General features: G+C 38.9%; 6 protein-coding genes. 2 read left to right on the top strand and 4 right to left on the bottom strand.

Annotated elements, in window-relative coordinates; all coding sequences use genetic code 11:
- Positions 1–102: 102 nt before the first annotated feature.
- Positions 103–1,293 (top strand): efflux RND transporter periplasmic adaptor subunit, encoded by a 1,191-nt coding sequence (locus tag DPX34_RS18690; RefSeq protein ID WP_111979960.1) that lies wholly within the window; start codon positions 103–105, stop codon positions 1,291–1,293.
- A 2-nt stretch (positions 1,294–1,295) separates the two neighbouring features.
- Positions 1,296–4,466, top strand: a complete 3,171-nt coding sequence (locus tag DPX34_RS18685) for an efflux RND transporter permease subunit (protein WP_111979959.1) — start codon at positions 1,296–1,298, stop codon at positions 4,464–4,466.
- Positions 4,467–4,645: 179 nt separating this feature from the next.
- Here the strand turns inward: DPX34_RS18685 and DPX34_RS18680 are convergent, their stop codons facing one another.
- The 4 genes from DPX34_RS18680 to DPX34_RS18665 form a co-directional block, all read right to left on the bottom strand.
- Positions 4,646–6,145, bottom strand: a complete 1,500-nt coding sequence (locus DPX34_RS18680) for a tryptophan halogenase family protein (RefSeq protein ID WP_111979958.1) — start codon at positions 6,143–6,145, stop codon at positions 4,646–4,648.
- Between the two features lie 53 nt (positions 6,146–6,198).
- Entirely contained in the window at positions 6,199–7,902 is a 1,704-nt protein-coding gene (locus DPX34_RS18675) for a tryptophan 7-halogenase (protein ID WP_111979957.1), read from the bottom strand.
- Between the two features lie 3 nt (positions 7,903–7,905).
- A complete protein-coding gene (locus DPX34_RS18670) occupies positions 7,906–9,441 on the bottom strand; it encodes a tryptophan halogenase family protein (protein WP_111979956.1) in 1,536 nt (511 codons plus the stop codon).
- Positions 9,442–9,557: 116 nt separating this feature from the next.
- Entirely contained in the window at positions 9,558–12,722 is a 3,165-nt protein-coding gene (locus DPX34_RS18665) for a TonB-dependent receptor (protein WP_111979955.1), read from the bottom strand.
- Between the last annotated feature and the right edge of the window lie 419 nt (positions 12,723–13,141).

Raw genomic sequence — 13,141 nt, 5'->3', positions numbered from 1 at the left:
ATTGTTGTGGTTTGTAAACTTATTTTACAAGCACTATTTTGCTTAAACTTAGCTACATAAATGTAAGCTAAAATAATCACTTTAAACGGACAGGTTAGGGATATGTTGAAAAAAATGAATAAGCGGTATGTATTACCGATTGTAATTATTTTAATCGCTATTGTGGCAATGGAAGGCTTGAAGAGTTTAAAGAAACCGCCTGAAGTCAAACCTGTCATTGATTTAACTCCTAAAGTGAAAGTACACGCTATTGAACTTCATGACCACGCACTGCAAATCCCCTCTTATGGTGAACTTACACCCAAATATCAAACCAATTTGATTGCACAAGTTGAAGGTATTGTGATTTCGCTATCGCCGGTATTCAACAAGGGCGGCTTTGTAAAAGCAGGCGAGGTATTAGCCTTAATTGACCCAAGTGATTATCAAACTAATTTATTGGAAGCCGAAGCTAACCTTGCCAGTGCAGAAGCTTCATTAGAAGAAGAAAAAGCGCAAGGTAAAGTCGCAGAAGCCGAATGGTTGCAAATCGAAGATTTAACCCCATCAGAACTTGCCTTACGCAAACCTCAATTAGCCCGATCTGCTGCGCAAGTTAAAGCCGCTCAAGCGATTGTTAAACGTGCAAAACGTAATTTAGAGCGAACCGAAATCAAAGCGCCTTATGATGCCATTATTGCGAGTCGTAAAATTAGCTTGGGCACTTTTGCAAGTAAAGGCAGTGAAATTGGTCAAGTTAACTCGATTGCCGAAGGAGAAGTTCGCCTACCAATTGCTAACAATCAATTATCGTATTTACCAAACAGAGGCATAAATGCTCAGGTGAAGCTAACCGCTAACATTGGTGATGAACAAATAGAATGGACAGCAACAGTTGTTCGTTCAGAAGGCATTAAAGATCAAAGTAGCCGTATGCACTATCTGATTGCTGAAGTTGCCGACCCCTATGCGTTAAAATCGGATTTAACGCCCCTCGAATTTGGCAGTTATGTTGAAGCTGACGTGACGGGGTTAACATTAATTGATGCCGCCGTTATTGACAGTAATTGGGTCAGTAATAATCAAGTGGCGGTTGTTGATGCAAATAACCAATTAGTTTTTAAATCGTTAGTCACCGTACATGATGCTGCAGGTAATAGTATTGTGAAATCAGGGTTAGCAGAGGGAGACAACGTTATAACGTCTTCATTGCAGTATCCCGTACCGGGGATGCAACTTGTTATTTTAAATGAGAACCAACCTGCTATTAAAGAATCTAACCCTGAATCAGCCATTGCATTACAAGGAGAGTAAGCATGAGTGAGTCAAACAAAGGCATTATCGCTTGGTTTGTTAAAAACAGCGTTGCCGCTAACTTGCTGATGATTTTTATTATTATGGGCGGCGCGTTAACTGCGCTTACCATCAGTAAACAGATGTTCCCGCAATTTGAAATTAATCACATTGTTATTGATACCACCTATCGTGGCGCTGCACCGCAAGAAGTGAGTGAAGGTATCACGATTAAAATTGAAGAATCATTAGAACCGATCCAAGGTTTGAAGCGCGTTATCTCGTATTCAGGTCGGGGTTATTCTCATTTAAATATCGAAGTTGATGATAAATTTGATCCAGATAAAGTCATGGATGAAGTTAAATTACAATTAGATTCAATTTCAAGTTTCCCTGATGGCATGGAAAAGCCAATTATCAAGCGCGTCAAACCAAAACAAGAAGTTTTTTATATTAGTTTGTATGGTGATTTATCTAACCAACAACTTAAAGAAATGGGCCGTGGTATTCATGATGAAATTCAGTCATTACCTAATATCAATGTGACTGAATACTACAGCGGTTTAAATTATGAAATAGCGATTGAAGTCAGTAAAGAAAAAATGCGTGAGTATGGCTTATCGTTTGCTGATATAACCAATGCCGTGCGTAATTTTTCGGCGAATCAATCAGCAGGACAAATAAAAACAGATAATGGGTACATATCGGTTCGGGTAGAAAACCAAGCTTACCGAGGTCATGAGTTTGAGCGCTTGCCTATTATTAACCTGAGTGACGGCACGCAAATTTTATTAAAAGATGTGGCTAACGTTAATGATGGCTTTGAAGAAGGGATCCAATACTCTAAATTTAATGGGCAAAATTCGGTTACTTTATTCATTGGTGCATCACCTGATCAAAGTATCACTGACATTGCTAAAACCGTGCAAAATTATTTAACTGAAAAACGCAAAACGTTGCCGCAAGGTATACAGATAGAACCCTGGGTAGACTTTACTTACTACCTTGAAGGTCGATTAAATATGATGCTTGATAATATGTTAATGGGGGGGATTTTAGTTTTTTTAATCTTGGCATTAACGTTAAGACTCAAGCTCGCATTTTGGGTTATGTTAGGTTTACCGATTAGTTTTTTAGGTGCTTTGCTGTTTTTACCCATGGAGTCGATTGGTGTTTCGATAAACGTGGTGAGTCTATTCGGCTTTATTTTGGTATTAGGGATCGTCGTAGATGATGCCATTGTCATTGGTGAGAGTGTTCAAGAAGAAACCGATCAAAAAGGGCAATCAATATCCAGTGTGATTAAAGGGGCTCAGCGAGTCGCTGTGCCGGCTACTTTTGGGGTTTTAACCACGGTTGCCGCCTTTGTTCCTATGGTGATGGATGATGGCCCAAGTGCTGCTTTCTCTCAAGCAATCGGTTTTGTCGTTATTTTTTGCTTATTGTTTTCTTTAGTTGAATCTAAACTTATTTTACCGGCGCATTTAGCGCACATGTCACCTAAATCTAACAATAAATACAACCCATTTGATTATCTTCGCTCTCGGATTGACAAAGCGCTTAAGTTTTTTGTTAAAAACAAATACACGCCTTTCATTACACGTGCCATATTTCACCGCTATACCGTCATTGCGCTGTTTATTGGTGTGTTATTAATCAGTATTGGTTTGTATTCCGGTGGTGTTGTCCGTTTTATTGGCACCCCAAAAATACCACATGATTTTCCGTCTATCACACTTGAAATGAATTCAACTACTTCAGAAAAAGATACGTTAGCGGCGGCTATCGCGATTGAAAAAGCCTTATACAAAGTGGATGAGATCATTAAATCTGAGCATGATGGCCAAGGTATGATAGGTAACATGCAAGTGAGTTTACGCAATCGCACAACCGCTAATATACAAGTTAAGTTAGTTGATCCCGAAATACGCCCTGTTGATCCTTTTATTATGTCGGCCATGTGGCGAGAAAACTTACCCGTGATCGCCGGAGCTAAAAACTTTGTTGTACAAGATCGATTGTTTGGCGGTGGTAATGAAGATGGTGACGTTAGTTTTAGATTGATCAGTAATGATCCGGTGCAATTAAAAGCGGCGGGTGATGAATTAAGGAGCAAGCTAGGCACTATCGCAGGTGTTAGTGATATTAATGATAGCTGGGAAGTGATAACCGATGAAATCGAATTATCGTTAAAACCACAGGCTTATCGTTTAGGCTTTACGTTGTCAGATATCGCCAGCCAGGTTAGTTTTGCTTTATATGGTATTGAGGCACAACGCATTTTGCGAGACGGTGATGAAATTCGCGTGATGGTGCGTTACCCGTATGCTGATCGTAAAGCGATAAACCAAGTTAACAATGTTATGATCAGAACCAAAGATGCGTCAGAAATGCCGTTGTCTGATCTTGCTGATGTATCGATAAAAGATGGCGTAAATCGGATTCGTCGTGAAGATGGTAAACAAACATTGTCTGTTTGGGCAAGTGTTGATAGCAAAGTGGTTGAATCATTTAAAGTGGCTAATAACATTAGCCAAGAATACTTACCGAGTATGTTAACTGAATATTCAAATGTAAGCAGTGAGCTATCGGGTAGTATTAAAGAAGAGATGCAAAGTGTTAATGAGCAGTTTAGAAACTTCTTGTTATCGATGTTGGTCATTTACGCATTACTGGCAATCCCGTTGCGCTCTTATAGTCAACCCGTGTTAATTATGACTGTGATCCCTTTTGGTGTTATTGGTGCGATGTTAGGGCATTTAATTTTAGGCATGGATATGAGCAGTCAGTCTATCTTCGGTATTATTGCCGCCTCAGGTGTGGTGATTAATGACTCGCTGGTGATGGTCGATTTTGTTAATAAAGCCAGAGCACGAGGCATTGCTCTTAAACAAGCTGTAATAGAATCAGGAGCTAAACGTTTTAGAGCTATTTTACTGACCTCATTGACGACATTTATTGGTTTGATCCCAATAATATCTGAAACCAGCTTACAAGCTAAAATTGTTATTCCAATGGCTGTTTCACTCGCGTTTGGTGTGTTATTTGCGACGGTTATTACGCTTATTTTAATACCTTGTTTATATGTGGTATTAGAAGATATAAAAGCTAAGTTAAAACGAAAAAAGCCAGTTACTTTAACCGAACAATCTGATGTAGAAACAGATTTAGCATTAACTAAAGAACACGTTTAAAGCAACTCAGTTGATCTACTTGAGTGACTTATATACCTAAGTGATTGTGAATATAAAAGCAGATAACAAAAGCCCTTAACAAATATGGGCTTTTTAGTTTTTTACATGGCGAATTAAAAGCGAGTTATAAATTATTTGAAATAAGCTCTCGCGCGAATAATGAACGCAAACCTTAATAGCTAACAATTACTGGCTATAAACTCGGCTTGAGTTGGCATTTTTTCAACAGACGTTTTAATGACGTGCTGGATGTTTTGCATACGCTTTTCTATTTCATCAATAGGTAATACATCCACCATCGGGTGATAACGTTCTGGCATTAGGCCTTGCCCCAACATCACACTGACCCAACTGGATTGATTGAATAGTTCTTCATCTTCTCTAAATACACGACCGGTTGATTTGAATAACGCTATTTTTTTATGCAAAGATTCGGGTATATCCATATGTTGGCAAAAGCGCCAAAATGGCGTGTCGTCACGTTCCGTTAATTTATAATGGCAAATAATAAAATCACGAATACGTTCCATTTCAACTTGTGCTTGCTGATTATATGTATCGATATCATTTTGCACAAAATCTTTGGTGGGAAATAAACTCATTAAACGCGAGATAGATGATTGCACTAAATGAATTGCAGTTGATTCAAGAGGCTCAATAAAACCACTTGATAAACCAATCGCGACACAGTTTTTATTCCAGTATTTATTGCGCATACCGCCTTTGAAACGCAAAAAGCGAGGTTCTGCCAGTAATTCGCCTTCGATGCCATCAACTAATATCTTTTTAGCTTCGTCGTCGGTCGTAAACTTACTTGAGAATACATATCCGTTGCCCATACGATGTTGTAAAGGAATACGCCACTGCCAACCTGCTGGCTGTGCCGTTGAACGAGTATAAGGTTCTGGATCGTTAACTAATTTGCTGGGGGCGACGACAGCGCTATCGCAAGGTAACCAGTGGCTCCAGTCTTGATAGCCGGTATGCAAAGCGCCTTCGATTAATAAACCGCGAAAGCCGGTACAGTCGATAAATAAGTCACCTGTTACTTCTTGGCCATTGGCTAAACTCAGTGAAGAGATAAAACCATTTTCGGGGTTTAAATTAACCTGCTTAACCGTAGATTCGATCCGGGTGGTATTGTTTTTTTCAGCGACCTCACGCAATAGTTTGACATACAAACCCGCATCAAAGTGATAAGCATATGAAATACTGGCTAAAGGGGAGTTGGGTACATTAACCGAACGCATCATTTTGCCGGCTTTACCTGCCACGCTATTAAATGCGTAATCTTGAATACTGCCGACTTTGCCCAACTGTGCCATTTTTATCCAAAAATGATGAAACTCCACACCTTCAAAATTTAAACCGATTGTGCCAAAAGGGTGCATGTAACTATGGTTGATTTTTTGCCAGTTGACGAATTCAATACCGTGTTTAAACGTCGCTTGGGTTTTACGAATAAACTCGTTTTCGTCTATTCCTAACAATTGGTTAAAAAGTTGAATTTGCGGAATAGTCGCTTCACCCACACCCACATTAGGAATTTCAGCCGATTCAATTAATTCAATTTCACATAATCGGTTTTTAAAGAGTTTGCTTAATGCGGCTGCGGTCATCCACCCTGAGGTACCGCCGCCAACGATCACAACTTTTTGAATATTGTTATTTTCGGGCATATTGTATTTCAACCTTTTATTGATAAATTAATAGTGCTGATGATGTTTTTAACTTATGGGCAATAATGTTTTAGATATTCTGCGTGCGAAAATTGTTGTGCGCAGGCTTGTTTAATTGTCGTTGTCATTTGCTCTAATTTTATTTTATTGGTATTGGTTTGCTCAGCTAACGGTGTGATATTTTCGGGTATTAAACCAAAACCATAGAATAAACAAGGCCAAGCTTGGTGCGGTAACGTGTCATGAGGAAAATTGGCGACATGGCCTGTTTGTTTAAATAAATTATAACGTTGTTTATTTGACGCACTGATGTGTACATCTTCATATAACGTTTGTTCGTGTGTTGGTTTTAAATTATTTGATGAAAATAAACGTTGATATAACAAGTAATGCATCGTGCAAAAGTCATCTAAGGCTGCAAAGGCTAGTTTAGTCTCGCTGTTAAAATAGGTCGCGCATTGGTGGAGTATTTTAGGGTCGAGTTTTTGCGGCCACAGCGTTACTAAAAGTTGCAACGCTTGGTTTAAACGCTCAATTTGATCTTGATAAAAAGTATATTCACAAGGCGATTGCATATCGAGTTGGATTGAATTTAACTGCCAGCTAGCTAATTTGGACGTGGTTGGTTTTATGTTATCTTTAATTGATAATTGCTTAATAACGGGGATCAAATTAATTGAATTAGGTTGCTTTTCAGCCCAGACGAGTAACGTTGATTTTATACTGCTTAAATTGAGTGATTGTTGTTTAAAATCTAACTGATATTGGGTTGATTGGCGTGTTTGCTTCACAATTAAAAAACCACAGTTAAGCGCATACACTTGATTTGCGCTCGTCAGTTCAACGTTAGTTTCGGGTGTGGATAAGGTAAAGGCGAGTTGTCGATCGAATTCGATATCGGTTATTTCTTCCTCTGGCTGCACCGCGGCTTTATTTTTGTGTTCAGCATAATTTATTGAATCTAAATTAATTAATAAATCGGTGGTGATTGTCGTACCATCATCTAATTTAATGGATTCAATTAAGTTATGAGCATTTAAGTTAACGGCTTTAATCGCTGAGTTGACTACCTTCAATTGTTGCGGGTAATCAGTTGAACAGACCACTTTTTTACTTAAAGCATAGAGTGCTTCAGCTTGTAAATTCCAACCATAATCTAAAGTCGATAATATCGATTTTTTATTACTTTCAGGATGCCTAAATTTATTTTGCAACGCGAGTTGTGCCGACAATGAGCAATCGTCAAGTGATGCTATTAATGCGTTATTGTTGTCGGCCTGTTGGCTTTTTTCAGGTGTCTTGGGCGCTAACTTTGCTGCATTTAATAGGGAATTAAACGCATAGTGATGAAAATCTTGCAAACCCAATCTAACCCCATAATCGCCAAATACATGCGTGAATTTTTTGTGTGGGGTGTGATAAACATGACCTAAATGAAACGTACCTTGACCCATTTTAAGTAACGTTTTTTCATCAATTTTTAATGCTTGAAAAATGGCATAAGCGGCCGGAGTGAGTGAAATAATAGATTGATCTTGAATATTGAGCTGATTTTGATCTGTGCTTTTATCTACTTGCTTTGTGTTGTCTTGCTGCTTTTCTGCTTTGGGATCTAACGCTGGCGGCTGTATCAAAGTGAAGTTTAATTTTAATGGCGCTAACTGTTTTTGTAATAAAGCAATAGCTAACCAACCCACTGAATTTGAGCTGATAATACTGATGTTTTTTATAGGCGTATGTGTCTTGGGTGATGTCATTTATTATTGCTCTAAATTAGTTTCTGGTGCGGGATTTACCGCTAAATATTGATCTAAAAATTCATCATGAGTTGGCATTAAATCAACATTTGCTTTGATTTGCGTTTGTAATTCGTTGAGGTGTCGTTTTAGTTCGAGTGAATTATAGTGTCGTACTAATGCGTGTGATTGTTGAGGCAGTATATTTTGGCCAAAATAAACTGCTTCCCAACTGGGTTGAGCGAATACATTTGCCCGATGTTTAGCAATAACCCCTGTTGTTTTAAATAATTCAATGCGTTCGGCTAATGTATCGGGGATCGTCATGTTTTTGCAATGACGCCAAAACGCAGAATCACTTCGCTGTGTTGCGTGATAATGTAAAACTAAAAAGTCTCTAATGGCTTGGTATTCATTATTTAAGTGTTGGTTAAACTCTGTGGCTAAATGACTATCAAATTCCATATTCGGAAAATGGGTTAACAATGTCATGATTGCTTCTTGAATTAAATGTAACCCTGTTGATTCTAACGGCTCTAAAAAACCACTGGATAAACCGATCGCAACACAGTTTTTATGCCAAACTTTTTTGCGTTTACCGGTGGTAAAACGCAACTGAATAGGCTCGTGCAATGATGGATTATCTAAATTGCTGAGTAAGGTTTTTTTAGCTGTTTCGGTATCACAATACTGGCTAGAAAAAACATAGCCATTGCCGGTTCTAGATTGCAAAGGAATACGCCATTGCCAGCCTGCCTCTTGCGCTTTTGCAATAGAATAGGGCCGCGTTGTTGTTTGCTTTTCGCATGCAACGGCAACCGCACTATCGCAGGGTAACCATTTACGCCAATTGTCGTAGCCAGTGTTAAGTGTTTTTTCAATTAACAAGCCTCTAAACCCACTACAATCAATAAATAAATCCCCATCAATCGTTTGTCCGTTTTCTAGTGTGATTGATTTAATATGTTGGTTTACATGTTGCTGTACACGGCTCACTTTACCTTCAATCCGTTTGAGGCCTTGTTTCTCTGCACGTTTACGTAAAAACTTAGCATATAAACTTGCATCAATATGATATGCATAACCAAAAGTAGACGCGATATGATTATGATCTGAGTGAGGTAAGCAAAATTTATTTTGTTCGGCGGCTACATTAGCAAAAGAGTAATGGGTGAGTGGACGCTGTTTGTTATCTAAGCTGGCTGCACGGCTTTGTAACCAATAATGGTAAAAATCTATTTTGTTGCTAGCATAGCCATGGCCACCAAAAGGATGCATGTATTGTTGATTTTTTTGACCCCAATCATCAAATCGAATGCCTAATTTAAACGTGGCTTGGGTTTCGCGCATAAACTCTTGTTCATCAATGCCAATACTTTGATTAAACAATTTAAGATGCGGGATCGTTGCTTCACCGACCCCTATGGTGCCAATTTCTTCTGATTCAATTAAGGTTATTTGGGTTTTGGATGCGTTTAGGTGATGAGACAACGCTGCCGCTGTCATCCAACCGGCTGTACCACCACCTAAAATCACCACTTTTTTAATTGCTGCTGCCATATAATAAACCTTCCTAAAATGGAAAAAGCGCAAGTTTAGCACTTGCGCTTATTATTCCCAACGTGTTTTAGCCTTTATAAAACAAAGCTTTGAACATGTTACATGCTAGGTCTTTACTAGAAGTTGGCTCTAACAACAAACGAGATACGACGGTCGTTAACAAACCATGAGCGGCCTGCTGTATTACCTTCGTTATCAATTTGCATTGTTGTTTTAGAAACGGTGTCTAATAAATTAACACCTTGGATCCCAACTTTAATACTGTCACTTATATTGTAGAACATATTACCGTCAAGGTAACCTGCCGCTTCACTATAAACCGGACGGTAAGGTGCGATAACATCACGCACTGTAATTAAATAATCTGAGCGCCAGTTATAAGCTAATCGTGCTGAGAATGCATCTTTCTCATACATTGCGATTAAGTTTGCAGTATGTTCAGATTGACCTTTCATAGGCAAATCATCAAATTCTAATGCTGCTTCACCACCCGTTGATGGCGCACCGTCAGGTGATGTATTAAATAAATTACTGGTCGGGATACCTTTAGCTTGAATATTTGAGTAATTAAACTGCATACCTAAACCGTCAAAAGGCGCGGGTAATGAATCAAAGAATTGTTGATATGAAAATTCAACCCCTGTCATTTTCCCTTCACCCATATTTAATGGTTTTTGCACATTAACAAACGCACTCGTGCCATTATTGGTATATTCTTCTGATGAAGATGTTGTCACCCAGAAGTTAGTTAAATCTTTATTAAAGAGTGAAATCGTCATGCTGTCTGTTTCGTCAAAATACCATTCTAACGATAGGTCCATTTGAATTGATTCCATCGGATTCAAATAAGGATTCCCTGAATTACCTTGCCAATCTTTTATTTCAGCACTAATAACTTTTAAATTATCTGGATCAACACCTTCATCTTCTGCTTGTTCACGCTCTACGGCCCAAGCACCGTCACTAATTGACACATAACTTTTAAGCACGCCTGTATCGGGATACGCTAACGCTTTAGATACTGCAAAACGAGCCACTAAATCATCATTTAGTTCTGCTTTTAAGTTAAGACTCGGTAAAACATCATCAAAACTATGGGTTGTTGCAATCGGTTGATAGGCGTAATTACCAAAGTCTTTTTGTGCTTGTGGTAAGGCATTTAAGCGATCACCTTCATCAGTCGGATCTTCTGGAAATAAATTAGGGAATGATATAGCGCCTTGACCTTCGCGTTCGAATTGCACATAGCGTAAACCAAAGTTACCGTCGATTGGAATATCACCGATTTCGGTTTCAAAATCTAAACGTACGTATGCAGCCGTATTGGTTTCAACAAACGTATTGATTTCTGCAGGACGGAATTGCCCATCAAGTTCTTCATATACTGGGTTGCCATTGGCATCCACACTTGATTGTATTTGACGTTGGTCTAATGGTACCCATGCCGCCGAATATTCTGCCATACGTTGATAATTTTCAACTAAAGCTAATGAAGGATGTAAAGAGGTCCCATCGCCACCGATAAAAGTTGTGCCACCTCGGTGATGATCACTCCAATCTACACTCATCGTTTCATTGGCAATGCTTTCATTTGCGGGGAGATCGACCCATGCGCCCGCAAAACCATCGTCATCAACATCGGTAGAATGTATTGCACCGATTGGATCCCAGTTCCATTTTGAATAACGAACGGTTTGCTCACGTTCAGCAAAACGCACACCGGCTTTAACTGACTTAAAAAAGCCATCATCAAACATATATTTGACATCGTATTTGGCGGCTACGGATTCACCTTCTGATAATTCAGCGTGATCCATCGCTGAACGCCAATGATAATTTGATTTATCTTGCATAAAGGCGTCATCATTGGCTTTATCGCCGCCGAGCTCAGCGCCATTCCATGGGTTTAAATATCCAACAAAAGGCACATCAGCCGTTAAATCTAAATACTGATTGGCATAAAATGCTAAGTATAATGTGACATCATCATCTTTTGTTTCGGCTTGAATAAACTGAAAGTCGACTTCGTGTGACCAAGTATCATCCGGACGAAATTTAATATTAAGCGACATATCATCAACAACCGTTTTTTGTTGTTTTATACGGGTTGTTGTTTGATGGATATTACCAAACTGTGGCATGTTGTTAGGCGCGGCCCAATCGGCTGCATTGGGTACGCGTGCAGAGTCGTTACCATTTGAGCGCCAACCGCCACCGGCTGTATCAGTGATATAACCACTCGTAAACATACCGCTGCTATCATAAGTATAACCTTCTGCTCCTTCTATTCCTTCTAAAGGGGCTGAATCACGACGTAGAGAACCATCATCAGCATACATGTTGGTTTGATAACTTATTGTGTTTTCTGTCCAGGCTAGGCTAGCATCTGAACGCATAAATTGAGCGGTAACTAACGTTGTTTTATCAAGACTTTCCCATTGACCGGCAAGTGCTAAACCAAAGCGTTCACGCTCATCTACTTTTGTGCCTATGTTGCCACCGTTTGGTGTTATGACCGTTTCGCCTTCGACTAAATCATCACGGTGTAAAAAAACTTCAGATTGCAATGAATCTGAACGACTTTGCACATGAGAGTTAGCAATGTTAGCTAAAAAGCCGACTTTACCAATATCTGTCATCCAGTTGTTGCTATAAAGCGCTGATAATGATGGTTCTGTTGTTTCCGACAAATCGTTGTAGGTGATATCACCTGAGATTGAAATAAGTTCATCATCTGATTCAAAAGGTGTGCGGGTATGTAAACTAACTGTTCCACCAATACCACCTTCGATCATGTCGGCTGATTGGTTTTTATAAACGCGTACTGAACTCATTAATTCAGGCGGTACATCTTGAAAGCTTAAACCACGGCCTGAGTTAGCTGAAAATGAATCACGACCGTTAAATTCACTACGGGTTTGTGACATACCACGAATAACCGCGCCCGAACCTTCTACGCCAAAGTGATCTGGGTCATCAGCTGCAGCAAAACGTTCAATAGAGATACCTGGAATACGCTGCATGGCTTCAAGTACACTTCTATCAGGTAATGCACCAATATCATCTGCTGAAATGGCATCGACAAATGTATCCGCACTACGCTTAATGTCAGCGGCATTCATTAAACTACGCTTCATGCCGCGTACTTCGATAACTTCTACTTCAGACTCAGCGTTTTCTTCTTCGGCTGCATAAAGTGGTGTGGTAGAACTACTTATAATAGCAAGTGCAAGCAGTGATTTTTTAAAATGAGTTGAGTGTATTTTATTATGTTTCAACATGGTTATCTCCCAGGATAAATAAGATCTTGTCTTTTTGACTATTTCTTATTTGGCCGTAGTGGTTGTTTAGTTATTAGTGATATTCAGGTGAATTAGTATCTATCCTTAGTAAGAATAACAATAATCTATTATTTTTAGATGGTCAATAAGACAATAACAATTTTTTTACGTTTTGTTTATATTATATATCTACACGATTGGGTTCACTCTGGTGAAATTGTTATATAACTTTTGACTTGTTCTTGCTCTGGCCAATTTATTGGTTAAAATTTCAGTTTAATTTTATCTGCTAGTAACCTTAACAAAGGTTGTATTGATTTGGTGTTTGGTTTTTATTGTTACAAAGACTATAATTAGCTTAATCTACTCCAACCACTTAACCCCTAGCATATAATTGTCTCAATCCATGTTATTATGCG

Origin of the sequence: Algibacillus agarilyticus (assembly GCF_003286125.1) — a bacterium.
Classification (GTDB): Bacteria; Pseudomonadota; Gammaproteobacteria; order Enterobacterales; family Alteromonadaceae; genus Algibacillus; species Algibacillus agarilyticus.
This window is presented reverse-complemented; position numbering and strand designations above follow the sequence as displayed.

Excerpts from the sequence above, each read along its gene's own strand:
- DPX34_RS18670 (WP_111979956.1), bottom strand. The coding sequence starts at position 9,441 with ATGGCAGCAGCAATTAAAAAAGTGGTGATTTTAGGTGGTGGTACAGCC.
- DPX34_RS18665 (WP_111979955.1), bottom strand. The coding sequence starts at position 12,722 with ATGTTGAAACATAATAAAATACACTCAACTCATTTTAAAAAATCACTG.
- DPX34_RS18680 (WP_111979958.1), bottom strand. The coding sequence starts at position 6,145 with ATGCCCGAAAATAACAATATTCAAAAAGTTGTGATCGTTGGCGGCGGT.
- DPX34_RS18675 (WP_111979957.1), bottom strand. The coding sequence starts at position 7,902 with ATGACATCACCCAAGACACATACGCCTATAAAAAACATCAGTATTATC.
- DPX34_RS18685 (WP_111979959.1), top strand. The coding sequence starts at position 1,296 with ATGAGTGAGTCAAACAAAGGCATTATCGCTTGGTTTGTTAAAAACAGC.
- DPX34_RS18690 (WP_111979960.1), top strand. The coding sequence starts at position 103 with ATGTTGAAAAAAATGAATAAGCGGTATGTATTACCGATTGTAATTATT.